21 protein-coding genes and 1 tRNA gene are annotated in these 25770 nt (G+C 38.3%); 11 read left to right on the top strand and 11 right to left on the bottom strand.

Annotated features, from left to right (window positions below; translation table 11 throughout):
- Positions 1–15 precede the first annotated feature (15 nt).
- Genes G7B20_RS17180 through G7B20_RS17190 form a run of 3 tightly spaced genes read right to left on the bottom strand, consistent with a single transcriptional unit; the run spans position 16 to position 3641 of the window.
- The gene (locus G7B20_RS17180; RefSeq protein WP_164112657.1) at positions 16–858 is read right to left on the bottom strand and encodes a DMT family transporter; all 843 of its coding nucleotides are present in this window, start codon (positions 856–858) and stop codon (positions 16–18) included.
- A 28-nt stretch (positions 859–886) separates the two neighbouring features.
- The gene (locus G7B20_RS17185) at positions 887–1891 is read right to left on the bottom strand and encodes a YihY/virulence factor BrkB family protein (protein WP_164112658.1); all 1005 of its coding nucleotides are present in this window, start codon (positions 1889–1891) and stop codon (positions 887–889) included.
- Positions 1881–3641, bottom strand: a complete 1761-nt coding sequence (locus G7B20_RS17190; protein ID WP_164112659.1) for an AMP-dependent synthetase/ligase — start codon at positions 3639–3641, stop codon at positions 1881–1883. The genes G7B20_RS17185 and G7B20_RS17190 overlap by 11 nt, the downstream gene beginning before the upstream one ends.
- 276 nt (positions 3642–3917) lie before the next feature.
- On the opposite strand from G7B20_RS17190, the gene G7B20_RS17195 reads away from it, so the two are divergent.
- On the top strand, positions 3918–4421 hold the full coding sequence (locus tag G7B20_RS17195) for a hypothetical protein (RefSeq protein WP_240452779.1): 504 nt from the start codon (positions 3918–3920) through the stop codon (positions 4419–4421).
- Positions 4422–4576: 155 nt separating this feature from the next.
- On the opposite strand, the gene G7B20_RS17200 is transcribed toward G7B20_RS17195, so the two are convergent.
- On the bottom strand, positions 4577–6313 hold the full coding sequence (locus tag G7B20_RS17200; RefSeq protein ID WP_164112660.1) for a M61 family metallopeptidase: 1737 nt from the start codon (positions 6311–6313) through the stop codon (positions 4577–4579).
- Positions 6314–6496: 183 nt separating this feature from the next.
- Here G7B20_RS17200 and G7B20_RS17205 point away from each other — a divergent pair, with 183 nt between their 5' ends.
- Positions 6497–7360: an N-acetylglucosamine kinase gene (locus tag G7B20_RS17205; protein ID WP_164112661.1), complete on the top strand. Its 864-nt coding sequence runs from the start codon at positions 6497–6499 to the stop codon at positions 7358–7360.
- A 24-nt stretch (positions 7361–7384) separates the two neighbouring features.
- Positions 7385–7897: a glutathione peroxidase gene (locus G7B20_RS17210; protein WP_164112662.1), complete on the top strand. Its 513-nt coding sequence runs from the start codon at positions 7385–7387 to the stop codon at positions 7895–7897.
- A gap of 140 nt (positions 7898–8037) precedes the next feature.
- Here the strand turns inward: G7B20_RS17210 and G7B20_RS17215 are convergent, their stop codons facing one another.
- Complete coding sequence (locus G7B20_RS17215; RefSeq protein ID WP_164112739.1) at positions 8038–8622, bottom strand: thymidine kinase; 585 nt, start codon at positions 8620–8622, stop codon at positions 8038–8040.
- A 146-nt stretch (positions 8623–8768) separates the two neighbouring features.
- On the opposite strand from G7B20_RS17215, the gene G7B20_RS17220 reads away from it, so the two are divergent.
- The gene (locus tag G7B20_RS17220; protein ID WP_164112663.1) at positions 8769–9593 is read left to right on the top strand and encodes a hypothetical protein; all 825 of its coding nucleotides are present in this window, start codon (positions 8769–8771) and stop codon (positions 9591–9593) included.
- 43 nt (positions 9594–9636) lie between these two features.
- Here G7B20_RS17220 and G7B20_RS17225 read toward each other — a convergent pair whose 3' ends face one another.
- Positions 9637–10119, bottom strand: a complete 483-nt coding sequence (locus G7B20_RS17225) for an ABC transporter substrate-binding protein (RefSeq protein ID WP_164112664.1) — start codon at positions 10117–10119, stop codon at positions 9637–9639.
- Positions 10120–10265: 146 nt separating this feature from the next.
- On the opposite strand from G7B20_RS17225, the gene G7B20_RS17230 reads away from it, so the two are divergent.
- Together G7B20_RS17230 and G7B20_RS17235 are read left to right on the top strand one after the other, a co-directional pair.
- Positions 10266–10580: a YbaB/EbfC family nucleoid-associated protein gene (locus G7B20_RS17230; RefSeq protein ID WP_164112740.1), complete on the top strand. Its 315-nt coding sequence runs from the start codon at positions 10266–10268 to the stop codon at positions 10578–10580.
- A gap of 20 nt (positions 10581–10600) precedes the next feature.
- The gene (locus G7B20_RS17235; protein ID WP_240452778.1) at positions 10601–11299 is read left to right on the top strand and encodes a metal-dependent hydrolase; all 699 of its coding nucleotides are present in this window, start codon (positions 10601–10603) and stop codon (positions 11297–11299) included.
- Between the two features lie 127 nt (positions 11300–11426).
- On the opposite strand, the gene G7B20_RS17240 is transcribed toward G7B20_RS17235, so the two are convergent.
- Positions 11427–12284 (bottom strand): N-acetylglucosamine kinase, encoded by an 858-nt coding sequence (locus tag G7B20_RS17240; protein ID WP_164112665.1) that lies wholly within the window; start codon positions 12282–12284, stop codon positions 11427–11429.
- A gap of 197 nt (positions 12285–12481) precedes the next feature.
- Entirely contained in the window at positions 12482–14206 is a 1725-nt protein-coding gene (locus G7B20_RS17245; protein WP_164112666.1) for a sugar MFS transporter, read from the bottom strand.
- 521 nt (positions 14207–14727) lie between these two features.
- Between G7B20_RS17245 and rho the strand changes: the two genes are divergently transcribed.
- Together rho and pssA are read left to right on the top strand one after the other, a co-directional pair.
- Positions 14728–16230 (top strand): transcription termination factor Rho, encoded by a 1503-nt coding sequence (gene rho / locus G7B20_RS17250; protein WP_164112667.1) that lies wholly within the window; start codon positions 14728–14730, stop codon positions 16228–16230.
- 157 nt (positions 16231–16387) lie between these two features.
- Entirely contained in the window at positions 16388–17068 is a 681-nt protein-coding gene (pssA, locus tag G7B20_RS17255; RefSeq protein ID WP_164112668.1) for a CDP-diacylglycerol--serine O-phosphatidyltransferase, read from the top strand.
- 6 nt (positions 17069–17074) lie between these two features.
- Here the strand turns inward: pssA and G7B20_RS17260 are convergent, their stop codons facing one another.
- Together G7B20_RS17260 and G7B20_RS17265 are read right to left on the bottom strand one after the other, a co-directional pair.
- The gene (locus tag G7B20_RS17260) at positions 17075–17488 is read right to left on the bottom strand and encodes a hypothetical protein (RefSeq protein ID WP_164112669.1); all 414 of its coding nucleotides are present in this window, start codon (positions 17486–17488) and stop codon (positions 17075–17077) included.
- A gap of 85 nt (positions 17489–17573) precedes the next feature.
- On the bottom strand, positions 17574–20366 hold the full coding sequence (locus G7B20_RS17265; protein ID WP_164112670.1) for a hypothetical protein: 2793 nt from the start codon (positions 20364–20366) through the stop codon (positions 17574–17576).
- 678 nt (positions 20367–21044) lie between these two features.
- Between G7B20_RS17265 and mgtE the strand changes: the two genes are divergently transcribed.
- Positions 21045–22424: a magnesium transporter gene (mgtE, locus tag G7B20_RS17270; RefSeq protein ID WP_164112671.1), complete on the top strand. Its 1380-nt coding sequence runs from the start codon at positions 21045–21047 to the stop codon at positions 22422–22424.
- A 107-nt stretch (positions 22425–22531) separates the two neighbouring features.
- Positions 22532–22608 (top strand) — tRNA-Asn (locus tag G7B20_RS17275).
- Positions 22609–22649: 41 nt separating this feature from the next.
- On the opposite strand, the gene rlmF is transcribed toward G7B20_RS17275, so the two are convergent.
- Positions 22650–23564: a 23S rRNA (adenine(1618)-N(6))-methyltransferase RlmF gene (gene rlmF, locus G7B20_RS17280; RefSeq protein ID WP_205600268.1), complete on the bottom strand. Its 915-nt coding sequence runs from the start codon at positions 23562–23564 to the stop codon at positions 22650–22652.
- 235 nt (positions 23565–23799) lie between these two features.
- On the opposite strand from rlmF, the gene thrS reads away from it, so the two are divergent.
- A complete protein-coding gene (thrS, locus tag G7B20_RS17285) occupies positions 23800–25725 on the top strand; it encodes a threonine--tRNA ligase (RefSeq protein ID WP_164112672.1) in 1926 nt (641 codons plus the stop codon).
- The last annotated feature ends 45 nt before the right edge of the window (positions 25726–25770 follow it).

The raw sequence follows: 25770 nt of genomic DNA on the forward strand, positions 1-25770 counted from the left end.
AACAAATAAGCCCCCTTATTTTTGCAGTTTAATAGGCCGTATCTTCATTAAGATTTTTTGATCAAAAAGATTAAGAAATACGCCGGTCAATATAACGAGAATAGCAATAAAACTCATGGTATTAAAACTTTCATCGAAGAGAATGTAACCAAAACCTAAAGCATAAATTACACCTAAGTAATTTAGACTTGCTACTTTTGCCAGATTTGCTGTTTGATAGGATAATGTCATGTAATATTGTGCCAATTGGGAAAAGATCCCAATGAATAAGAGGTAAATCCAGTCTAATGCTATTGGGGTGACCCAATTGTAAAGGGAGTATATCCCGGCTACTGGTATAGTCAATAAAGGAAAATAGAAGATGATGACGAGGGGATGTTCATCGTTTTTGGCTTTGGCGATCATATTATAAGCAAGGCCTGCAAAAAAGGCGGAGCTTAATCCGATGATTAGATCTAATGTGTTGATCCTGATGTCAAATCCTTTTAATAGGATGACACCGGCTATAGAGATTGCAAAATATAAAAATTGTAGGGCTCTTACTTTTTGTCTGACAATAAATATTCCTAATATCGCTGTAAAGAAAGGGGATAGGTAGTTGATCGTCACTGCTGAGGCTAAGGGGATATGTTGTAAGGTGTAGAAGGAACCGATCAAGCCGAGACAGCCCGCTATACCCCGTAGTGTTAGTGTTACTTTGTTTTTACCTAGCGGAGGAATGTTGTTTTTACGTAGTAAATAATAGGTAACACAAAGGCTGAAAACTGAACGAAAGAAGACGACTTCCAATGTTGGAAGATGTGATACATATTTGACACATACATTCATAATAGCAAAGAAAAATCCCGCTAAAAGCATGTGTTGAACACTTTTGTCTTGCACTGGCTTATTGTACTGGATTATTATGTTTTTTTACCAATTCACGTGTTCCGGTTTGGGGATCTATCTCCAATTCAGTTTGTTTTACCAACACTGCAAAGGAAGAGGGGGATATCCCTTTGCCATATTTAATAGCATACTCCTTGGTGAATTCAGCACCGTAATATAAAATGGCAGCAGAGTAATATACCCATGCTAAAAGAATGATCATCGATCCTGCTGCGCCATAGGCAGTAGCCGTGGCGCTGACAGATAGGTATAAGGAAATGCCATACTTGCCTATCATGAATAAAACGGTCGTAAAAATAGAACCTCCCACTATATCACGGAAGCGAACCTTGGCATCTGGGAGGAATGCAAAGATGAATCCAAACAATACAGCTATGATGACAAAGGTTATCCCTGAATTAATTAATCCCCAAAGCTCTATATTCCAACCACCAAGTATACGTTCTATATTCTTACTCAAGATACCAATGACACTACTGATCAGTAAGGATGCAATGAGGAGAAAACTAAGTCCAAGTATCATGGAAAAGGATATTAGACGGTTGATAATCAGTTTTATCCAACCTTTTCTTGGTTTTGCTTTAACTTTCCATATGGTATTAATGGAGTTTTGTATATCGACAAAGATGGTGGTAGAGGTGATGATTAAGGTAGAAAAACCTATAATAAGACCAATGTGGGATTTATTTTCAAAAGAGATCTTCTGTATAGCGCTTTCCAACAGTTTAGATATTTCAGGACCGAATAGTTCGGTTAATTCGGACATTACTGTGTCGCGTGCGCCGTCTGGCCCTTCTAAATGGCTGCCATACAGAAATCCCAGGGCCCACACGAGTATAATCAACAGTGGGCCAATGGAGAAAACGGTATAGTAGGCTAGAGAAGCGCTGAGCTTCATACAATTGTCTTCTATAAAGCCGTTTCCTGCATCAACGAGTAGGCGGCCAAAACTCTTTATCTTCTGAATTACTGATTCTTTTTCCTTTACTGTACTATGCTGCATAAATGCCTTTAATCGTTGTCTCAAACTTCTGGAGGATGACCTTTCTTTTTAAGGATAGTTTTGGCGTAAGTTCACCGTTGTCTATGGTCCACTCTTTGGGTAGCAATACGAACTTCTTGATTTGCTCCCAATGTCCAAAGTTAACATTTGCTTTATTAACTTCTTGCTGATACTTTTCTAAAATCTGTTTATTTTCAAGGATTTTTTCTCTGGATTCGAATGGGATTCCTTTAAATTTGCAGTATTTTTCCAGTTCTTCGAAAGCAGGTACAATCAAAGCTGAGGGAAAGCGTTGATTTTCGCCGATGACCATTACCTGGGCTATTAAAGTAGATTCCATAAGCTTGTTTTCCAATACTTGAGGCGCAACATATTTGCCTCCAGCGGTTTTAAACATTTCTTTTTTACGATCGGTAATCCTAAGGAAGCCATCCGGAGTCAGTTCGCCAATGTCGCCGGTATGGAAATAATTCTGGGCGTCGATTGCTTCCTTGGTGGCCTCTTCATTTTTGTAGTATCCAGAAGATATAGAGGGCCCCTTGACTAAAATCTCTCCGTCTTCTGCTATTTTGACATCTAGGTTCTCTAGCACTCGGCCTACAGAACCAAATTTAACATCTTTTGGATCCCAAGAGTTGACTGCAATAACAGGCGAAGTTTCGGTGAGGCCATATCCTTCAAGTACTTTGATACCAGCAGCCCAAAATACACGGGCTAATCTTTCCTGAAGTGCTGCCCCCCCAGAAATAATAAAGCGTATGCGTCCTCCGAGTGCTTCTTGCCATTTAGAAAAAATTAGTTTTCGGGCTATACCTAATTTAAAGTTGTAAAAGGCAGAATTTAAAGCAGGTTCTTTGTATTGATGTCCTAGATTGACAGCCCAAAAGAAAAGTGATTTCTTAATACCGGTAAGTGCTTTTCCTTTTTCGATGATTTTGTCGTAAACTTTTTCTAAAACACGTGGAACAGTGGTGAAGACCTCTGGTTTTACATCGTTGATATCTACGACAATATTGTCGAGATTCTCGGCATAGTAGATATGGACATTTTTGGAAAAGTACATATAGACAACCATCCGTTCGAAAATATGGCACAAAGGCAGAAAGCTAAGTGCTTTATTAATGTCATCGGTAAGTAGGTGTCTACTGGCTTCTACGTTGCTGATGACATTTTTGTGCGTCAGACAGACACCTTTCGGTTTGCCTGTCGTTCCTGATGTGTAAATGAGTGTCAGCAGATCATCGGTGGTTACGGCATCATTGTAGCTTGTTAGGTCAATAGTTTGTTTTTTACCCTCTTCAATTAGCTCATTGAAGTTCTTGTAAGACGTTATTTGTTCAAAGGTATACAGGTCGATGTTTAAATTATTGTCCTGAGTTACTTTTTTCGCCTTATGGGTTAGGTCTTCATTACTGACAAAAAGTAGCTTTACATCGGCATCGTTCAATATGTACGTAAGGTCTTGGGCAGAAAGTGTGGGATAGAGGGGGACCAGTGCAATGCCAATTTGATTACAAGCAAAGTCCACGAGATTCCATTCTGGTCTGTTACCAGACATCAGTGCAACACGGTCTCCTTTTTTCAGTCCTTTGACGAGCATTCCTTTGCTTAGATTGTCGACAAGGTCTATTATTTCTTTCTTATCGTACTCTTTCCAACCGTTAGTTTGTCTCTTTGCTAATAAGAGCTCACGGCCTGCTGTTGGGTGATTGTTTTTTAGATAATCAAATAATCTTGTTGCACTGCTCATAATATTCTTGATTTTGAAATTTACAAATGGTACGAACCATATCTGTGGCTTCTATAAATATAGTCAATAGGGCTGAACAATTGAAATCAAAAAATGTAAAAAAGAGTTGAATGGTATATACCTATTCTTTTTTTTGTGCGTTATATGTTATAATACCTAAGCTGAGGTGTTGGTAGGTTGGGGCCGGATATAGTTTGCGGAAAATCGCTTTACCATTTGGTTTTTTTTACAAAGGAATTGTTTTAATTTTGGAGTTTATCGGGATATAATATTAATATGAATAACATTTTACGTAGTTTTTTTTTCGTAGTGGCTTTACTTTTTGTTGGTAAAGATGGTTTTGCTCAACTGGATAGTCAACATGCTTTGGGAGCTAGATTTGGCTCTGCAACTGGTATTAATTACCGATATACATTATCGGAAGATCGGGCTGTGGAAGGAATTATGAGTATTCAAAGTAACTCTAGATCTAATCGTTTTCGAGTGGTAGGTCTTTATGAATTTCATAAACCGTTGTCTGGTGCTTTCTCTTGGTACTATGGTTTTGGTGGTAGTGTAGGAAGCTATACGTACAAAGCTTATACAGATGCTAACGGTAATCGTTTTGATAAAAAATCAGAGATCGCCTTGAGTGTGGATGGTATTATTGGGGTGGAATATAGTATTCCTACAACCCCTTTGTCTATTTCTTTGGATGTTAAACCTTATTTTGATTTTATTCAAGAATCAAGTATTCGTTTGATTGACCCTTTTGGTTTTTCTATCCGTTACAAATTTTAAAGATTGATATTAGGGGAAAAGCCTTCTATCAACGTCATACTGACCTTGTGGAGGTATCTATCAACTATTAAGGACTAGCCTTTGTTTTTAGATTTTCGTTTCGAGAGTCCGCCAACTGGCGGATTCTCCGCTTCGGTAGAGATGACGATGATGGGTTAATTTTTAGCCAGCCATGTAGTACCTAATGTTTTAGCCGCAGGATCTGCATTGGGGTCTGCTTCTATGCTGTATGCTTTTTTATCTGATAAATGGACTGGAATTTCCAATGTACTGATCAAACCATCCCGCGCAATCAATACGGTCAATTGGTCACCATCTTTGGCCCGGGAAAGTATAAAGTCCATTGCTTTTCCTTGTGATTCTAGTCGATAGCCGTTGACTGCGATAAGTTCGTCTTCAACGTTAAGGCCGGCTACCCACGCGCCAGAGTTGCGGTCGACCTGTTTGACAATGATTCGATTGTCTGAGATAACTGTTTTTACGCCTAGTGTCACACTTTGCTGTCCCGCGTTGTGATCGACTAATTGGTAGCCTACCTTTTTAAAATAGAGGTTGTAATCCAACTCATATAAGCCATGTGCGGCTAGAAAGATGTCGTTTAGATCTACTCCGGTGATATTTTGTGCCAATTCCTGGAATTCATCTTCTTCAAAACCACGGTTCTCTATAATATAGAACTGCTGATAGGCAGCTTTAAGAACATCATCTAGTCTATGTTTGCCCTGTGTCTCTGAGATAATCTGGATGTCGAGTGCTGCAGCTAACATAGCCCCCTTGTTATAATAGGATATGCTGCTGTTTTGCGAGTTCTCGTCAGGTCTATACTGCTTAATCCAAGTGTCAAAACTTGACATCGCTGCACTCTGTAATTTATACCCAGGACGGTTGTATACGGTGTTGAAGTCTATGGCCAACTGTTGAAGATATTCTTTTTCATCAAAGAAACCACATCTACGTATAATCAGGTTGTCGTAATAAGCTGTAAAACCTTCCATTATCCACAAGGCTGTGGTGTAATTTTCCTGTTCATAATCAAATGGACCTAATGCTCTGGGACGTAGTCGCTTTACATTCCAAAGATGGAAGTACTCGTGAGCAACAAGGCTTAAATAGTTTTTGTAGGTGCTGGGCTGACTGTAAGCAAATCTGGATGCTGCAAGAACAGTAGAATTAAGATGCTCTAATCCTCCTGTAGAACTTTGATAATTGTGGGTAATGAATGTGTAATGCGAATTGGGATTAGAACCCCAAATCCGATTTTCTTCACTTATAATTTTTGTTATGTCTTCGGTCAGTTGTTCCTTATCGTAATCGGCGGTTCCAACCATTGCAAACTCATGTGGGACACCTTCTACTTCGAAGGACCAAACATCTTGATTGCCAATTTCTATTGGACTATCGTATAGAATATCGAAGTTAACAGCGCTGTATTCTTTTGCATTGTTTGTTGGTTCAAGTCCTGTCGATACTTTGTGCCAGTGGGTAGGCATTTCGATGGTTACCTTGGCGGAAAGATCCAAGTGTCCGTCAACGTACATGAACACACCTACTGGACTTAAAAAGGCATGAGAATAGTCAATATGACTAGTCCTAACAGAGGTTTCGAAAGCGTACACGGCATATTTTATAACTACATCTGTACCTTGGTGTTCTATTCTCCATGTATTTTTACTTGTTTTATATGCTGCGAGGTCTTGTCCATTTAACGAAGTTGCTGAAAAACGTTCTACATTTTTAGGATATTCCCGGATTAAATAAGATCCTGGTGCCCATACCGGCATTTTGATGTCAAGGTGATGAACAGAGGAAAATCCCTTAACGTGCATCTGTACTTCTACATAATGTGCTTGTGGTTCGCTGAATGAGAGTGTAAAATGGATTGACGGGTACATATGATGTGTGTTCTTGTTTTGAAACCAAAATCAAAGGTAGGGCTAATGAAGTGGAGTTCAAAATTATATCGGAGATATAAAAAGGTGTATTTTAAAGTTATTTTTTGTTTTGATACTGGCGAATGCAAAGCATTTTATCTAAGTTTGACATACAAAAGAATTGTTATTTGTTAAGTAAAAAGAATGATTTTAGTCGCTGATAGTGGATCTTCGAGTTCGGACTGGATGTTGAATGTGCCCGATAGTAAACCCTTATTTTTTAAAACAAAAGGTCTTAACCCCTTTTTCGTCAATGAAAAGGAGATTGAGAGAGTTTTAAAAGATGTTCCTGAAATTATACCGTATATTGAAGAAGTTAAAGAAGTATACTTTTTTGGGGCAGGTTGTATCACTCCTGACCGAAGAGAGATCGTTTCTAATGCGTTGACCTTACTTTTTCCCCAAGCTTTTATCGCTGTTGAATCTGATTTGCTGGGGGCTGCGTTTGCAACTTGCGGTATGGGAAAGGGGTTGGTTGCTACCTTGGGTACTGGTTCGGATATCAGTTATTATGACGGAGAAAATCTGTTGCCTAGTGTTCATGGCAACGGTTATGTGTTGGGCGACGAAGGGTCTGGAGCTTGGTTTGGTAAGCGTCTGATTACTAGTTTTCTGTATGGGACCATGCCGAGGGATCTAGCAAAGATTTTTGAAACGAAGTATCGCATAACCAAGGATATTGTTATCAAAAATGTTTATCAACGCGATAGACCGAACTCTTTTCTGGCTTCATTTACTCCTTTTATGTCGGAGAATAGGTCACATCCGTTTATCGATAAGCTTCTTACGGATGGGTTTGATGAATTTGTGCGTACTAATATCATGACTTATCCCAATTTTTGGGAATATAAATGCAATTTTGTAGGCAGTATCGCCTATGTTTTTGATATGCATCTTCACGCTGTCTGTAATCTTCACGGCGTACAGGTTGGAAAGATTTTACGTTCTCCGATAGAGGAGATCTTTCATTTTATTATTCAAAGAGAAACAAGTAATATAGGTTATTAATCCATTTAATAAGGAGACAAGATTATGTTTACAGTAGCATTAATAATGGTGCTTAATATCATTGCACCGCAACCATCGATTTATGATTTTTCTTTTACTTCTATTGATGGAAAGAAGATTGAATTTTCTGAATTTAAAGGGAAGAAGTTGCTTATCGTGAATACAGCTTCGAAATGTGGGTTTACAAAACAATATAAGGATCTTCAGGAACTCCATAAGTTGTACGGTGATAAACTGGTCATCATTGGTTTTCCAGCAAATAATTTTGGGAATCAGGAACCTGGATCTAATGATGATATCAAAGGATTTTGCGAGCAGAATTATGGCGTTAGTTTTTTGATGGCTGAAAAGGTGGAGGTAAAAGGAGATCAAATCCATCCGTTGTTTAAATTTTTGACCGAGCAACCTAATCCTGATTTTACAGGAGCGATCAAATGGAACTTTGAAAAGTTTTTAGTTGACGAAAACGGAAAGCTTATCCATCGTTACCGCTCTCAGGTGAATCCGATGGATATGGTGTTGACGGGACAGTTATAAAAAAAGCACTCTTGATGGGCAAGAGTGCTTTAAACTAACCAATTTTTAACCTAAATTTTGATGAAACTCATCTTTTTGAAGTACACTACAAAAGTAAGGTGCTCCCTGCATATTTATGGCTATTTAAAATTAAGTTTGTGTTAAATGTCATTTGCTATATGATAACAATACCTGCATAGTGGTTCGTAGTTTTCTTTTTCTCCCAATAATACGAGGTTAGCGCTTTCAGCCGTGCGGTGTGAATAAGTTGCCGGAGCACCACAACGTACACATACTGCATGTACTTTTGAGATGTGTTCTGCAATAGCAAGGAGAGCGGGGATTGGTCCGAAGGGTTTGCCTTGAAAATCCATGTCTAATCCCGCTACAATAACACGTACTCCTCTATTGGCCAGTTGTGTGCATACATAAGGAAGTTCTTCATCAAAAAACTGGGCTTCGTCTATACCGACGACCTTTGTGTCGCTACTCAATAATAAGATTGCCGAAGAATGGTTTACTGGAGTTGATGGAATACTGTTGCTATCATGTGATACGACTTCTTTGTCTCCATATCGGGTATCGATACTGGGTTTGAATATTTCAACGGGAAGTTTAGCAAATTGCGCACGTCTCATTCGACGGATTAATTCCTCTGTTTTTCCGGAAAACATAGATCCACAAATAACTTCTATACTGCCGACCTGCCCCTCTCTTCTATTAAAATATTGTTCAGAAAATAACATCATATATTTTTAAAAAATGCCTTTGAAGATTTGTTAATATATCACAAAAGCTTACTTACGACTGCACGAATATCGAAATTATATCTTATTTTTGGTATATATAAGATGTAGGATAGTAGTGTTCATTATAAAATTTTACGATACCCATGGCAAAATCTAAAGATCAATTGTTCGCGAAAATAGATAACCTTCTGTTTGATATTAATTCTAAGTATGAAATATTAAAGTCTAATGAAGAACTCAATGCTTTAGAACTGACGTTGTTGGAAGGTGATATACACTACCTGTCTAATCGTGTTAAGGCGTTGGGCTATTTTGTAGGATCAGGATTAATAAAGGAAGCTGAATATGAACCTGCGGCTGTTGTGTTTACTCCTCCTTCGGATATTATCGCGAAAATAGATGAGCAACCTGTGTATGAAGAAATTGTGGAAGCTCCACAGAGAGTCAACGAAGAGAAAATCGATGTAGGAAATGTGCAAGAGGGATTTTTTAGTGAATTCGAAAGGAAAGAAGAAAGGCCGTCGAACAGTGAAGAATCTATTGCAGGTGCATCTCCAGAACAACCTATCGTCCGTGAAGTGGTTGAAGAAGAGAAAGTTTTAATCATTGAGACGGAAACGATAGCTGAACAGCCGGCACGACCATTGACTATAAATGAGTTAATCCAACAGCAGCGGCAGGCGGGTGTCAATATCACGCAGCAGTTTCAGACATCAACTGCTCAGGAACGCGTTACGGATTTAAGAACTGCGGTAAGCTTGAATGATAAATTATTGTTTATCAAGGATTTATTTAATGGTTATAGTTTGGCATACAGTGAAGCTTTAGAACTGTTAAATAGGTTTAATAATTTGGCAGAGGCGGATGCATTCTTGCAGTCGAACTATGCGTTGAAAAATGGATGGGCAGAGAAACCGCAGAGTGTGGACAAGTTTTACGTGCTTTTGAGAAAGAAGTTCTCAAACTAAATAATAAAAATATAAAGGGCGTCTTTTAATGCCCTTTGTATTTTTATACTAAATCAAATTTGATCCAGTCGTGCACATCCCGTCCAAATATGAAATATTTAGACTGAATGATTTCTGCAAGTATCTCGATATCCTGTAAGTAGTTCTCATCGTTTGCGTCGAATTGCGGGCTATGTATTACGTAGAGGTTATTGTTTATGATTGCTTTGGTGTCTTGCTGTTTCTGGATGAAAGAAGGGACGATGCTGTATAGACTTTCATCCTTCTGAAGAATAATAAATATACCTATGTTCTTATCGAAATCTGAGACTAATTTTCCTCCGGCAATTTTAACCTTTTCTTGAAGGTCTAAGGAATAGACAATTTGAAAATCATTGCTTTGATCTACTATACAGACGGAAGGAATGGCGTCTGAAGGAAGGAATTTTAACTTATGCACGATCGTATCAATTTCTTCTTCCCAATGTTCAGCCAATTGGCTGTCTTTTTGCTTTAGTGTAGCAATAATCTCATTGTATTTTGTCATACTACAAATTTAAGCAGGTATATGGTATAAACCTAATTATGATTGTTATTTTGCGCTACAATCTTGATTTCGTATTTTGGTGGTGAAAAGTAGTTAAGATACTTTTATTGGTAGATAATGTAAAATTCGAATTAGAGATAAGTATTATGTTTGATAAGTTGTTTCAAGCGCAACAAAAAGCGCAGGAGATTAAGGATAGGTTGGATAATATCTCGGTATCAGCTGAGGCTGAAGGAGGTAAAGTACGTGTTGTAGCAACCGCAAATAAGGAAATTAAAGAGGTCGTGATCAGTGAAGAGCTTTTTAAGGAAGGGGATAAGGAGCAAATTGAGGATTTGCTATTGGTGGCTTTAAATAAGGCCTTGGCACAGGCTGAAAATGTGAGCCAAACCGAAATGCAAGCTGCTACTCAGGATATGTTTGGTGGATTGGGTGGTTTAGGCAATCTTTTTAATAAATAGTATCTAGAGGATTTAAATATATGAGTAATAATTCTGTGTCGGCCCGGTACTTAGGCCAATCTTGTGTAGAGTTTGATTTTAATGGAACAAAAGTGCTGTTGGACCCATTTGTATCTTTTAATCCTATGGCCAGCGGAGTGGATATTAATACGCTACGTCCTTCCTATATTTTTCTTAGCCATGCACACCAGGATCACGTAGCTGATATGTTTGAGATCCAGAAAAATAGTGATGCTACTGTATCTGCAATAGTTGAGACTGCAGCTTGGGTGAGAAGGCAGGGAATTTCTGAGGATAAGGTGATCGAGTTTAATTTTGGAGGTACATTGAGTCTTCCTTTTGGAAAGGTGAAAATGGTATATGCGCTACATACAAACTCTACCCCCGATGGAGAATATGCTGGCGTTCCTTGTGGATTTGTTTTCTTTGTAGGTGATAAGAAGATCTATTTTGCAGGGGATACGGCATTGACATTGGAAATGAAATTGTTAGAAGATCTTGAGTTGGATTGGGCTTTTCTCCCGATAGGAGGGTATTATACAATGGATATGTATGATGCGGTCAAAGCCGCTAGGTTTATTAATTGTAAACAGATTGTAGGGATTCATTACAATACTTTCACCCCGATTTCTATAAATGTAATGGAGGCCCAGGACCTGTTTTCTAGAGAGGGAGTTGTGTTGCATCTGCCTGCATTGGGAGAGACTATAACTTTATAATAGAACTTTCATGATCCGCAAGTTGGTGGGGCATGAAGGTTCTTGATAGCCACTGAGAATATACAGTATCAGAAAAAAAGGAGTATTGAAAAATACTCCTTTTTATATTATTTAATACACGACTTATTTAGTTGACCAGTGATCTTTCAATATGAAACTTTACCAAGTCGTCAATAGGTGAACGTAATATTTTACCTACTTTCATTCCGTATTGTGTTGCTTTTTCTTCGAGTACATTTCTGAAATTATAACCTACAGAACCGATGCAGTTGAATGTATAGTTTTGATAGTTAGGGTATTTGCTTACTAAGTTTGCGAAGAAAGCTTCGAAAGAATCGTCAACAATTTTGCGGGTATACTCGATATTAACGTTGTTGTCGTATACGAACTTACTAAAACTAGCACAGAAGCGATTTGCAAGAGGTTTCGTGTACACATTGTCCATGATCTCATCGGGAGTCAGCTTGTAGGTGTCAAAAAATACTTTTGATACATCGCTTGGCATTAAATCACGAACAAAGTCTGTTAGTAATTTCTTTCCAATGTAAGATCCCGAACCTTCATCTCCTAAGATATAAGCTGCGGAATTGATGTTATGGGTGATTTCATTGCCATCGTAAATACAGCTGTTAGTTCCTGTTCCTAATATTGCTGCAAAGCCAGCTTCCTTGCCTAATAAAGCGCGTGCTGCTGCCAATAAATCGTGTCCGATTTCAATTTTAGCGTTAGGAAACAATACACGAAAAGCGTCCTCAACAATTTTTGCTTTTTCTTCGTTATGTACTCCTGCTCCGTAATAATTTACTTCTTTTATTTTGTCTAGAGGAAGATCTTGTGGCAACCCTTTCTTTAAAGAGTTTACGATGTAGTCACTTCCTACGAAGTACGGATTATAGCCCTCTGTGTTAAAATAGATTTTTTTTTGATTATCGTCTAATAGGCACCAATTGGTTTTGGTTGAACCTCCATCTGCAATAATGATCATTATAGTTTGTTTTAGTCCAGTGATTCAAATGTTTATATGCACTTCGAAGATACATTTTTATTAACAAATATCCATGATAAACTATTGTAATATTTTACTTTAAAAGCGGCTTAAATAAAAAAAACGCCCTTATTGAGTTATTGAGGGCGTTTTTTTTATTTAAAACTTAGTGTAAAAAGTACAATTAGTTTTTCGTCTTAGTGGCTTGTGGCACTATCGACTTGGTCAATATCTATGTTTTGTTTCTTAAGGAAGCGCTTTGCAAGGATTGCGAAAACTATAATGTAAGAAAAACCTATCAACGGGATGATATAAGAATTGTGGATTCCGATAATGTCGGCCAACTTTCCCTGTATCGGAGGTATGATCCCTCCTCCTAGTATCATCATAACTAAAAATGCGGAACCTTGTTCGGTGTATTTACCGATTCCAACTATGGAAAGCGAGAAAATGGATCCCCACATGATGGAACAAGCGAGTCCACCTGTAAGGAAAGCGTAAATCGCTACGGTGCCTGAGGATAAAAGTCCGATAAGCATGGAAAGTACGCCCAGTGTACCGAAGATTATTAAAGTCTGCACAGGTTTTTCCTTGCTTACGAAAAATGCGATCACTTGTACGGCAATACAAATGGCAAAGAAATACAGATGTGACATGTCAAATCCTGCGATGGAGTTAACCGTTAAGATAATTCCAAATGCTACGAATGGGATGGTAGCAACTAGAATCTGTTTGGTGGATTGTGCGAAATTGAATGCTGTAACAGCCCCAGCCCATCGTCCAATCATCATTCCGCCCCAATACATAGAGATATAGGGAGTGATTTCTGATGATTGAAGACTGCCGAATTCTTCTAAAGTCAGCAGCTCACCCAAGTTACTTCCAATTGCAACTTCTACACCGACATATATAAATAAGGCGAGCATCCCAAGTACCAATTGTGGGTATTTCATTGCTCCCCAACCTTCAGGTGCTTTGTTTGCTTTGCTATAGGCGAATAGTAAAGAACCAACCACCACGATAAGAGCACCAAACAGAAGAGCCATTCGGTTTAATTCTAACGTATGTCCTGTTTCTTTAATTTGAGCTTTTAGTTCTTGTATTATTCCTGCGTCGGAAGTTGCTTTAATCTGATCCTGTAATCCAACAATTTGAAGTGCAGTATCGCTTTTATAACTTAAGAATACAGGGATAAACATACATGCCAATAACACGGTCATTGTAATCAGTGTGTTTTTAGCCTTATTAGCAGATTCCATAGGTTCGTTGTTGATACCTGCTGGTACCTTTTTGGAGAAATGAAATAATGCTGCGGCTAGAATAAATAGTAATCCTACTGCAATGTATAGGTAAATTACTTTATTAAGAGGAAGGTTTGAGATCTCGGTGTCTGAGATTGTTTCAAAGGTTCCGAACAATGCATAGCCAATCACTAATGGCCCAATCGTCGTCCCGAAGGAGTTGACCGCGCCACCTAGATTGACCCGAGAAGCTCCCGTTTTGGGGTCGCCTAATAATACGGCAAATGGATTGGCAGCTGTTTGCTGTAGTGAAAAACCTAGGGCGACAATAAATAGACCGATTAACATGCCGAAATATAGGTTTACTTCTACTGCGACAATCATTGCAGCAGCTCCCAGCGCGGAAAAAAGGAGTCCATAGACGATACTTTTTTTATATCCCCATTTTCCGACGATGTCTTTCCCGGATAATGTGCCAAAGATAAATAGTAATAACGCTCCGACATAATAGGCGCTGTAAAATGCAAAATCAATTAATTGGGATTGAAATTGGTCTAGATGAAAGTAGTTTTTGCAGAATGGAATGAAAATACTATTTCCAGCGGCAATGAAGCCCCAAAAGAAGAATACAACAATTAAGGTGTATAGGGCGGAATAATTTGTTTCCTTATTATTATTCATATGTGTTTAATTATTTATGCGTGTTTGTTTTCTTCTGTATAAATGAGCTTGTTTCACTCGGTTTGTTTTTAATGGTTATATGGAATACGCATGGATGTTTGTGCTTCGCTATACATGAGTAATATTATACGTGTTTAGTTATTTTATGAGTGTTTGATTTCATTTTATAAATGAGCTCGTTTCACTCGGTTTGTGCTTTATCTATGATTGCAAGACCAATTCATTTGGCTTAGGCGTACTTACAGGGGCTAAACTTACAAAAAAAATAAATATGTTGGATTCATTGTGTTATCTATATGTGCAATAAGTACTTGTGCTCAGGTAGATTTTTATTTTTTTTTTTGAAATATCAAATCTTATGGTTTTCTTTGTGCATTCTCAAGTTTATCCTGATTCAGAATAAGAAAGTGATATTTTTTTCGTTTTGAATTTAATAACTTAAATTAAAATGTTTTTTTAAGTTTTAAGGCTAAATTTCAAATTATTAAAATCCAAAGAAATACAATCATAATTCAACATTAATGAATATTAACGAATTGAATTCAAAACTCGTGTCGGAATTGCGCGAGATAGCGAAGGTGTTAGGCATTGTAGAGGTTGAAAAGCTTCGTAAGCAAGAATTAATTGATAAGATTGCTGAAATTGCACAACAACCAGTTGCAGAATCTCAACCTGCGGCTGCTAAAAATGAAGACGATACCGATGACGCTGACAAGCCTCGTCGTCGTACACGAACACTGAAAACAGAAGCGTCTCCTGTAGTGCGTAGAGATAAAGCAGATGATCAATCTGCTCCAACTTTATTTACAACGGAGTCTACTTCAAACGAATCGGTACCAACGACTCAGGAACAAGAAAGAGTTGTTGAAAGTAAGAAAGCAGAAAGTGCTTCTTCAGCGAATACTGATTTTGATAATGTTATTGTCAACGAAGGCGTATTGGAGATAATGCCTGATGGCTATGGTTTCTTACGTTCTTCAGATTATAATTATTTGACTTCTCCTGATGATATCTACGTTTCTCAGTCTCAAATAAAGTTGTTTGGACTTAAAACCGGTGATAATGTAAGAGGGTGCATCCGTCCTCCAAAAGAAGGTGAGAAGTACTTTCCTTTGGTGAGAATTGAATCTATAAATGGCCAAAATCCTGCCGAGATAAGAGACCGCGTGCCATTTGACTTCTTAACACCTTTATTTCCTGATGAGAAGTTGAATTTAGATTTAGGTACAAACAATTATTCAACGCGAATTATGGATTTGTTTACCCCAATAGGTAAAGGCCAGCGTGGACTGATCGTAGCTCAACCTAAAACCGGTAAAACTAACTTATTAAAAGAAGTCGCGAATGCGATTGCTAAAAATCACCCAGAGGTTTATCTTATTATTTTATTGATTGATGAACGTCCTGAGGAGGTGACTGATATGGCTAGGTCTGTGCGTGCAGAAGTGGTATCATCGACATTTGATGAGCCTGCTGATAGACATGTGAAGATCGCAAATATTGTGTTGGAGAAAGCGAAACGTATGGTTGAGTGTGGCCATGATGTAGTTATTCTTTTGGATTCTATTACACGACTTGCGCGTGCTTATAATACGGTAGCTCCGGCTTCAGGAAAGATTTTATCAGGTGGTGTTGATGCGAATGCACTGCACAAACCTAAACGTTTTTTCGGAGCTGCCCGAAATATTGAAAACGGCGGTTCTCTTACTATCTTAGCAACTGCCTTGACTGATACGGGTTCTAAGATGGACGATGTGATCTTTGAGGAGTTTAAAGGTACAGGTAATATGGAGCTTCAGTTGGATCGTAAGTTGGCGAATAAGCGATTATTCCCAGCAATTGATTTGACGGCATCCAGTACTCGTCGTGATGATCTATTGATGGATAAAGAAGCCTTACAGCGCTTGTGGGTACTCCGAAACCACTTGTCTGATATGAACTCGACTGAGGCTATGGAATTTTTATTGCAACAATTGAGAGGAACTCGTTCGAATGAAGAGTTTTTAATTAGTATGAACGGGTAATTTCAAATGTAAATAGTTTTTTAATTGTTATATGGAATATCCAAAGTGATTTTATTCGTGTTGTGAAGTTAGTGTTTTATGGATATTTCGTATTAATTTGATATTTTTAAGCCATCTAATTTTAGATGGCTTTTTTTATAAAAGAGACGGATTACTTATGAAGAAATATATACCGAATACTATAACTTGTTTAAACCTTTTTAGTGGTTGTATAGGTGTTTTGTTTGTTTTGAAGGGAGAGTTTACACTTGCTTTGTATTGCGTTTTGGCTTCCGGTATTTTTGATTTTTTTGATGGCATGGTAGCTCGTCTGCTTCATGTGAAGTCGTTAATAGGTAAGGAGCTGGATTCTCTTGCGGATGTAGTCAGCTTTGGATTTCTTCCAGGGACTATAATGTATATGTTACTGCAGCAGGGTACGACGGATAGCTATATTCCGTATTTGGGTTTTTTGATTACCGTATTTTCTGCTCTTCGCTTGGCAAAGTTTAATATTGATGAACGTCAGATATCGGATTTTATCGGGGTAAATACTCCTATGAATACTTTTTTGATTGTTTCCTTACCTTTTCTTGCGGTACAGTATCCCGACTTGATGGAAAATGTTTATTTTCTGTTGGGATTGACATTAGTTTCCAGTTTACTTTTGGTGTCAGAGCTTCGTCTTTTTTCCATGAAATTGAATTCTCTAGGTTGGCGGGAAAATAAATTTAAATACCTTTTTCTGATAATTTCTTTTCTGATTATTTTGCTGTTAAAGGTTAGCGCAATACCGCTTGTATTCGTGTTGTATATTCTGTTTTCATTACTTCATTTTGGAAAAAAGGAAGAGGTTTAACTGGAATTAACAGTAGGTGTGTTCATGTATTGTGTTTTCGATCTTATCGACCCATAGCTTTGTGATGGCTGCAAGTTCATATTTTTCTTCTTCAGCAAGCTGTATCATAAGTTGATTGAGTGTTTGATGCATTTCTAGGTAGTCCGGAAATTGACCGTAAATGTCTTTGAAGTCGTTGATGATGTCAATCAGGTGACAGTACATTTCGTATTCCATGAATTTGTGCTGATGACAGATGTTGGCTTTTATCCATCCCTGATCAGATGTAAAGCCATTTTGTATGTGCTTGTCACAAGCGATATTGAACTCTTCTCTCATGTGTACGAGTTCGCTTTTTACGTACCCCTTCTTAAGAAGAAGAGTGTCGAAAATTGCCATGAGTCCCACTTGAAGTTCTGTTTCTTTTGGTATCAGTGCCATAATTCTGTTGCTGAGATCGTGTGTGCATAATACGTAACAAATTGATTTGATGTTTGTTTTGTCTAAGTTGTAATTGCTTCGCGAATTAATAATTGTAATTTAATCCGAATGCAGGAAATACTTGTTTTTGTGCGTTAGTGTCATTTATATAAGTAATTCGGGCGGAAGCTGTAAATAGCGGTAACGTGTACTTAAAAAGGTTGAAATCAATGTCAATGCCGAGGCTGTTTGATTTAGGCGCTAGCTGAGTATGATGAATATTTTGGTAATTGGCTGAAATGCGTGCTCTGATTCTCTTGATGTATGCAAATTGTCCGATTGATAGGTCTGGATAGCTTATCGGAAGTCTGTAGTCAAATAGTAGTGTGTTTTTGATTGTTTCATACGGTACAAATGAAAACCCCTCAATCATAGGGATGTCTTGAGTGTAAGTGTATCTGCCAGTATTGGATTGCATCGCATATCTGAGCTGTAAACTATGATTCAATAGGATTCCAGGAAAATAGAAATTTGTCCGAACGGACCAAGCTGTCCCCGTAAGAGCGCTTTCAAAAGGTAAATGTCGTAATGTGAAACTGACGTTTTGCCCCCATCGTGGAGTTATATCCATAATGGCACGACGTGAATTTTTATTAAAGTAAATTTGATAATTTAATGGAAAGGCAATCTCATCATTGAAGTTTTGGAGATTAGGTAGACTGATACGATATCTTTTTAGGTAGGATGTGCCAAAGTTAAATCCATAAGAATAGATGGTGTTGCCCCGGTATTTACTAAAGGGAATACTGATGTCTAGTGCCATAACGCGCTCTCTCCAATCGAAGGGGATAGGGGGTGAATTATTGCTTTTTGCGGCACCGATCTGTCCTTTATCGGTATACGATAACGTTATCTTTGGGTAGTACTTTTGGTAAGTAAGGGAAGCGGAATAACTACTTTTTCGGATATCCGTATCGTATTCGTAACCAAGTTTAAGGTTTGTAGTATTGAGAAGGTCATTGGAAAGCCAAAAGATACCCGGCTTTAGATTGTCAAAACTCTCAAAATCGTTGCCGCTAAGTGTAAGACTATGGAAGTTAATGCTGTTTTTTAGTGTATTATATTCCTTTATGGCGTAATCTCTTATGTCGCTATCGTCATCTGATGAGGCAGTATGTGGCCTTAAATCTTGTTTGCTATAAAGGGCTTTTATGGGTTCCACTTTAACTGGAAGCTCTTGGATTTGCGATAATGACAAAGAACTTACCTGATAGCCTTGTGATGTATAGTCATTATACCATAGTGTGTCTCCTTGTAGAGATGGGTTAAAGGCACCGAAGCGACTATTGGTGAGTCGTGTCAAAGATCCTTTGCTCCATCTGAATATATCGTCTTTATTGCCATAATTGGCTTTGAATATAATGTCCTCCTTATCGAAAATAGGTCGTTCTATTTGAATGTTTGACCAGTCTAAAAGTGTGCTGAATGATTTATCCTGAAGGTTGATGTGTAGTAAATTTGTTCCTTTTTCGCTGACTGCTATCGCTACGACCTCAGTTCCTGAAGCGTTAAATTGAGGCTGTTGAAGGTGTGTGCCTACAGGTAAAAGGAGAGAATCTACTTTTTTGGAGGACGGTATATCTAGTCGTACTAGGGACGTTTGATTTGCAAGATTAACCTCAATACAAAGAATCTCTTTCTTATTTGGAGCTATAATGGGACTGTAATATCTACTGTTTTTGCTAATTTGTTTTTTCTTTTTCCGGAGGACATCATATAGCATAATTACATTGTAGGTCTGCTTCTCAAACCTTGCGTCTTTACGATATTCGTCCCAGGTGATAAGCTCATCACGTAGATTAAAATAGGGCATAATCTGCATGCCGAGCGTTAGGATTGTCTTGTTTTTTTGAGTTGAATCTTGGTTAACCTGGACTATTCTTGTTGTTTTTTGAGGCCCATCTTGTAGTGCATAAACAGTGCCATTCCCGTATTGTGGGAGTAGGTAACTCGTGGGATACTTGTCTCTTTTAGGCACGTTGTCTGTGTAAAGATCTAGGGAATCTACACCCCATTTTTGACCTAAGTTGACCATGGTTAAGTCAAAAATATCACTTGCTTTATGTCCATAAATCTTCTTTAGACTCCGTTGAAAATTGAATGGACGGAGTAGTTTTCCATTCATTTCATGGTGTATCTTGCCTTGAATTAAGGGGTCTTTCTGATAAATTTCACTGTTCATAAAGTACCCTATTGTATAAAAACTAGGTACGATATCTTTAAAAGATCCATGTACATATTTGTTAAAATCATAAGATCGACCAGTTAAAATATCTGTCCGTATAGGCATCTGCCAGGACGATAACCTACCTCTTCCTCCTTCAGAAAATAGTGTTTCCTGTAGGACAGCATCGCCTTCAAAGTACCAGCTGGGTAGGTTTAAACCGAATAGTGCAAGTGCTAATTGTTCTCCAAAAGGACCTCTTATTTTTCCTGTCAAATTGTCAAATTGGGCGATGTGTCTGGATTCATGCAATGCTAGATTCGGTAACCATTCTTGGTTGTCAGCTACAGCAGATGGGGTAGAGTAGAGTTCTGATTTTCGAGGAGCTAATTGTACGAATCCGTTTTGCTGAATGTGATTTTGCTGGACAATAATATTTATAAAACGCGATTTTCTTTGTAAATCGGAAGACGTTTTTTTGATGTATTTTTCTAGATTATGGACTAGTTGTGGTGCGGCAGAACTAAACTCTTTGGGGAAAATGAGACGGAATTGATCCGTGGTTATTTGCATCCATTTTACGTTAAAATGGGCTTGACTTTGATCGAAAACCTGACTGAATAATATATGGAAATTAATAGTTAATATAATAGTGGTTAATGTTTTGATTTTCATATATTAAGTTATTTTAATTGTCTTGTAATCGCTTTTTGCTAATTTTGTTAGTGTTTTTGTGTTTGTTTTTATTTAGTGTTTGTTTAGTTTTGTTTATTTAAATATCTGATTATTATTGTTTAATTGTTTTATGAAATGATTTTGTTTTTGTGTTTTATTTGTTGTTATAGTATGGTGTGTCCTTATTTTTTTTAGGATAATTTTTAGTTGTATATGGATTTACTAATGTACTGTTTTTTTGTTAACTGGATATATCCAGATGTATTTTTGTTGATAGCGATCGAAAGCGTTAGTTCTTGTTATCGTGTGTTAGTTGAGGATGTAGAAATGTTGGGTTCTTTGAAGATATCCTGTTGTGACATCCTGTGATTTTGTCTTGTGGTTTTTGAGCTTTTTAAGTGTCGGATATTTTTTCCGTTTTACGGGAGGGATGAAGGCTTTGGATTGGGGTTCTAAGTTTTTTTTTTTCTTTAGGGTTATGTCATAATGTCTTCTTTTATTAAACACTGAGAAGCTTTTTTTAGTAAGTATTGGGCGAAAAAAAAGATTATATTTTTTGGTTTAAAAAAGCGACTTTTGCAACGTACTTAAACCACTGTGGTGTGTTTAGTAGGTGCACACTAATTAACATACTCTTTCAAAAGAAGTAAATCATGTAGGATAAATATCGGAGGCAATATGGAAGAATTGGAAATGCAAGTTGTGTATATAGAGCAGCTGATCGAAAAAGGCGATTTAGGAGAACTAGAAACTTTTCTGAATGAGCTTAATATTTCTGACGTCGAGGAATTGATCGATGAACTTCCTGAGCACGGTGCGCTTTTTTTGGAGACGCTTAGTCTAAAGCGAGCTGTTAATGTATTCCGTATTTTAGACTTCCCGACGCAGGAACGTATCTTCAAAAAATTATCAGCTACAAAAATTCGAGAGATCATCAATGAGATGCCACCGGATGACCGGACATCTTTTTTTGGTGAGCTAAAGGGGGACGTTGTGAAACGTCTGATCATTATGCTTTCACCGGAAGAAAGAAAGGAAGCACTGTCGTTATTGGGATACCCAGAGGATAGTGTCGGACGACTGATGACTCCTGATTATATTACCGTCAAAGCGCATTGGAGTATAACTCGAATCTTGGATCATATTCGAAGATATGGAGGAGCATCTGAAACAATTGATGTTCTGTACGTGATTGATTCAGACGGTAAGCTTATAGATGATATCCGTATCAAAGATATTCTACTTGCCGAACCTGATATGAGAGTGGGGGATTTAATCGACAACCGTTTGATTTCTTTGAATGCAAACGATCCTCAGGAAGATGCAGTCACTATTTTCCGGATGAACAATAGGGTAGCTTTGCCAGTTGTAGATGAGCAGGGTATAATGTTGGGAATTGTGACAATCGATGATATCCTGTGGGTCGCAAACGAGGAGTATACCGAGGATATGCAGCGTTTCGGTGGTACCGAGGCTTTGGATGAGCCTTACTTGGATGTTTCAATTTTGCATTTAGTGAAGAAACGTGCTGGTTGGTTGATTGTTCTATTCTTGGGACAGCTCCTGACTGCAACGGTTATTGAACATTTTGAGACTCAGGTTGCATCAGTGGTTTTCTTGTTTGCGCTGATGCCATTGATTATTTCTAGTGGAGGAAATAGCGGATCACAAGCTTCGACATTGGTTATTCAGGCCATGGCTTTGGGAGAAGTAACGCTGATTGATTGGTGGCGTGTGATGAAAAGAGAGATAATATCCGGTACGATCTTAGGGGTTATTCTGGGGGTGCTAGGTTTTATAAGGATTGCAACATGGCAGTTTTTTACCGATAATTATGGAGAGCATTGGGCATTGGTGGCGTTAGTAGTTTCTTTGTCTCTTGTGGGTGTGGTCTTGTTGGGTTCATTGACCGGATCAATGTTGCCGTTTTTGTTGAGACGTTTGGGGGCAGACCCAGCGAGTTCGTCAGCACCTTTTGTATCGACTTTGGTCGATGTAACGGGTCTGTTGATTTACTTTACTTTTATTACCCTTATTCTATCGGGAGTGTTGTTGTAAATTATTTTTTTGGCAATGAATGACTTGCGTTTTTTTTGATAGAAATATTTGCAAAGACAAATTAAACTTCCGATAATTGCATCACCGAAAGGGAAACAAGATAAGATTCCTGAATAGCTCAGTTGGTTAGAGCATCTGACTGTTAATCAGAGGGTCGCTGGTTCGAGCCCAGCTTCAGGAGCCATTTTTTTAAAGCCATCAACTTTAGTTGATGGCTTTTTTATTTTACCATTTCCAGGCAAGAATCCTTGAAATTTTTTGCCCCTGTTGCATAGGGATAATCTCGATCACTGTCGCTTTGTGATACTCTAGTATAGCAACTAGTGGTTTGATGTGATCTTTGCTGGATACAAGCGTAGTCACCCAGTTGAGGTGGTCTTTGAGTTGGAGGCTTTCATAGATCAGTTTAGCTATAAAAGCTTTTTCCCCACCAGGATACCAAAGCTCATTGGGATGTCCAGAGAAATTTTGAACAGTGGGCTGTTCTTTATCTTTATGTAAGTTCTGGAATTTTTTTGAACTGACTTTCCAGTTGTCTTCTCTAGATTTAAAAAACGGTGGGTTGCACATCACGGCATCGAAATGGTCTTTTTCGAATATGATTCCTTGTAAGATATGTTCTTTGTTGTCTTGGAATCTCAATTGTATCTTCTTTTTGAGCCAAGTGTTTTTGTTGATGTTTATTTCTGCACATTGAATGGATTTGGGATCAATCTCGGTCGCAGTGAAATTCCATTCGTATTCTTGTGCACCTATGAGGGGATAGATCAAACTTGATCCGGTTCCGATATCGAGAATTTTGATCTTCTCGCCTGTGGGGATTTGATTTTCGTTGTCTTTTGCCAAAAGGTCAGCAAGGGAGTGGATGTAGTCGGCTCTCCCAGGGATACCAGGGCAAAGGCTGTTTGGGCTGATCTGCCAGTTTTTGATTTTATACTCATTTACGAGTAACGCTTTATTTAGCTCGAATACCGCTTTCGGGTTTGCAAAGTCAATACTCTGTGTACCGAAATCATTTGTAAAGACATAAGCTAGAAGGGCAGGGTTGCTTTTGCACAGTTTGTCCATCTGGTAGCCGTTGCGATGTTTGTTTCGAGGATGTAATTTTGAAGAAGTAACGCCTTTATGGATCATGTTCATTTACTATTGTTTAAAGAACAAAGGTACATTTGTAAGGCTATTAAATTGCATGTAAACGTAAAATTAGTGGTTGTCGAGACCTTTTTTCCATTTGGGATTCGAGAATACCAAGCATTTTATCTATGTTTGGACATTATTAAATAACTAGATGTGGCTGCATGTAGCACAGTGTAATTGTACACACTGTATGTGGATGTGTCTAAAACATTAACAAATTTTAAAATCATAATTGTAGATGATTAACATTACTCTCCCAGACGGTTCGGTACGTCAGTATGAAAAGGGAATTACTGCTATGCAGGTGGCGCTCTCTATCTCCGAAGGTTTAGCTCGAAATGTCTTAGCCGCAGAAGTAAATGGTGAAGTATGGGATGCTTCCCGTGCCATTGATTCGGATGCTGCTGTCAAGTTGTTGACTTGGAATGACGATAAGGGCAAATCTACTTTTTGGCATTCTTCTGCGCATTTATTGGCAGAGGCTTTGGAAGAATTGTATCCTGGAATTAAATTTGGTATAGGTCCTGCTATTGAAACAGGATTTTACTACGACGTTGATTTTGGAGATCAGATTTTTTCTTCTGATGACTTTAAGAAGATTGAAGATAAAATGCTGGAACTAGCGAAGCAGAAAGAGGTCTTTGATCGTAGAAGTGTGTCGAAGGCGGAAGCGCTTGCTTATTTCGAAGAAAAAGGGGACGAGTATAAGCTTGATTTAATTAAAGATCTGGAGGACGGATCTATAACATTCTATTCGCAAGGTAATTTTACGGATTTGTGTCGTGGTCCACATATTCCGAATACAGGCTTTATTAAAGCTATAAAATTGACTAACGTAGCGGGTGCTTACTGGCGCGGTGATGAAACCAGAAAGCAGTTGACACGTATATATGGTGTTACTTTTCCGAAAGCTTCTGAATTGACTGAGTATATCAAGTTTATCGAAGAAGCTAAGAAAAGAGATCATCGTAAGTTGGGAAAAGAACTAGAGCTTTTTGCTTTCTCTGAAAAGGTTGGTATGGGCTTGCCGTTATGGTTGCCTAAGGGAACTGCTTTACGTCAGAAGTTAACGGACTTTTTGCAGAAGGCACAACTTAACTCAGGGTATGAGCCTGTGATGACTCCACATATTGGACATAAGCAGCTCTATATCACTTCGGGCCATTATGAGAAGTATGGAGCGGATTCATTCCAACCGATCAAAACACCTGTAGAAGGGGAAGAGTTTTTGTTGAAACCGATGAATTGTCCTCATCACTGCGAAATTTATAAAACTAAGCCGCGTTCCTATAAGGATCTGCCAGTGCGCTTTTCAGAGTTTGGAACAGTATACCGTTATGAACAATCTGGCGAGCTTCATGGATTGACCCGTGTTCGTGGATTTACACAGGATGATGCCCACTTATTCTGCCGTCCTGATCAGGTAAAAGAGGAATTTAAGAAAGTTATTGATCTAGTGCTTTACGTGTTTGGAGCCTTAGGCTTTAATGAGTACACTGCACAGGTTTCTTTGCGCGACCCGGACAATAAAACAAAGTATATTGGTTCAGATGAAAATTGGGCATTGGCTGAATCTGCCATCATTGAGGCTGCGGCTGAAAAAGGACTCCCTACGGTAGTGGAGTATGGTGAGGCAGCATTCTATGGACCTAAGCTTGATTTTATGGTGAAGGATGCACTTGGCCGGAAATGGCAATTAGGTACTATACAAGTAGATTATAATCTGCCTGAGCGTTTTGAATTGGAGTATACAGGTAGTGATAATCAAAAACACCGTCCGGTGATGATTCACCGTGCACCGTTTGGATCGATGGAAAGATTTGTCGCCGTTTTGATTGAACACTGTGGAGGGCAGTTTCCGTTATGGCTTGCACCTGAGCAGTTTATCGTCTTGCCTGTGTCAGAAAAATATGAAGATTATGCGCAAAAACTTTTAGAATCGCTAAATAATTCCGATATTCGCGGTCTAATCGATCTTCGTGACGAGAAAGTAGGGCGTAAAATACGTGATGCTGAAGTTAAGAAATTGCCTTATATGCTTATTGTAGGGGAAAAGGAGATGGAAAGTGGCACAGTTTCTGTTCGTAAGCATGGTTCAGTGGATTTAGGTTCAATGACGTCTGATGAATTTAGAGATTTATTAATAAAAGAAATAACCGTTTAAAATTTTAAACATTTGGCATTAAAAAGACCTAGTGGTCCTAGACCA

The sequence above is a fragment of the Sphingobacterium sp. xlx-96 genome, from assembly GCF_011007365.1.
GTDB classification, from domain to species: Bacteria; Bacteroidota; Bacteroidia; order Sphingobacteriales; family Sphingobacteriaceae; genus Sphingobacterium; species Sphingobacterium luzhongxinii.

What these genes read in the sequence shown, in the direction of transcription:
- G7B20_RS17180 (WP_164112657.1), bottom strand. Translation starts at nt 858, where the DNA reads ATGCTTTTAGCGGGATTTTTCTTTGCTATTATGAATGTATGTGTCAAA.
- G7B20_RS17185 (WP_164112658.1), bottom strand. Translation starts at nt 1,891, where the DNA reads ATGCAGCATAGTACAGTAAAGGAAAAAGAATCAGTAATTCAGAAGATA.
- G7B20_RS17190 (WP_164112659.1), bottom strand. Translation starts at nt 3,641, where the DNA reads ATGAGCAGTGCAACAAGATTATTTGATTATCTAAAAAACAATCACCCA.
- G7B20_RS17195 (WP_240452779.1), top strand. Translation starts at nt 3,918, where the DNA reads ATGAATAACATTTTACGTAGTTTTTTTTTCGTAGTGGCTTTACTTTTT.
- G7B20_RS17200 (WP_164112660.1), bottom strand. Translation starts at nt 6,313, where the DNA reads ATGTACCCGTCAATCCATTTTACACTCTCATTCAGCGAACCACAAGCA.
- G7B20_RS17205 (WP_164112661.1), top strand. Translation starts at nt 6,497, where the DNA reads ATGATTTTAGTCGCTGATAGTGGATCTTCGAGTTCGGACTGGATGTTG.
- G7B20_RS17210 (WP_164112662.1), top strand. Translation starts at nt 7,385, where the DNA reads ATGTTTACAGTAGCATTAATAATGGTGCTTAATATCATTGCACCGCAA.
- G7B20_RS17215 (WP_164112739.1), bottom strand. Translation starts at nt 8,622, where the DNA reads ATGTTATTTTCTGAACAATATTTTAATAGAAGAGAGGGGCAGGTCGGC.
- G7B20_RS17220 (WP_164112663.1), top strand. Translation starts at nt 8,769, where the DNA reads ATGGCAAAATCTAAAGATCAATTGTTCGCGAAAATAGATAACCTTCTG.
- G7B20_RS17225 (WP_164112664.1), bottom strand. Translation starts at nt 10,119, where the DNA reads ATGACAAAATACAATGAGATTATTGCTACACTAAAGCAAAAAGACAGC.
- G7B20_RS17230 (WP_164112740.1), top strand. Translation starts at nt 10,266, where the DNA reads ATGTTTGATAAGTTGTTTCAAGCGCAACAAAAAGCGCAGGAGATTAAG.
- G7B20_RS17235 (WP_240452778.1), top strand. Translation starts at nt 10,601, where the DNA reads ATGAGTAATAATTCTGTGTCGGCCCGGTACTTAGGCCAATCTTGTGTA.
- G7B20_RS17240 (WP_164112665.1), bottom strand. Translation starts at nt 12,284, where the DNA reads ATGATCATTATTGCAGATGGAGGTTCAACCAAAACCAATTGGTGCCTA.
- G7B20_RS17245 (WP_164112666.1), bottom strand. Translation starts at nt 14,206, where the DNA reads ATGAATAATAATAAGGAAACAAATTATTCCGCCCTATACACCTTAATT.
- rho (WP_164112667.1), top strand. Translation starts at nt 14,728, where the DNA reads ATGAATATTAACGAATTGAATTCAAAACTCGTGTCGGAATTGCGCGAG.
- pssA (WP_164112668.1), top strand. Translation starts at nt 16,388, where the DNA reads ATGAAGAAATATATACCGAATACTATAACTTGTTTAAACCTTTTTAGT.
- G7B20_RS17260 (WP_164112669.1), bottom strand. Translation starts at nt 17,488, where the DNA reads ATGGCACTGATACCAAAAGAAACAGAACTTCAAGTGGGACTCATGGCA.
- G7B20_RS17265 (WP_164112670.1), bottom strand. Translation starts at nt 20,366, where the DNA reads ATGAAAATCAAAACATTAACCACTATTATATTAACTATTAATTTCCAT.
- mgtE (WP_164112671.1), top strand. Translation starts at nt 21,045, where the DNA reads ATGGAAGAATTGGAAATGCAAGTTGTGTATATAGAGCAGCTGATCGAA.
- rlmF (WP_205600268.1), bottom strand. Translation starts at nt 23,564, where the DNA reads ATGAACATGATCCATAAAGGCGTTACTTCTTCAAAATTACATCCTCGA.
- thrS (WP_164112672.1), top strand. Translation starts at nt 23,800, where the DNA reads ATGATTAACATTACTCTCCCAGACGGTTCGGTACGTCAGTATGAAAAG.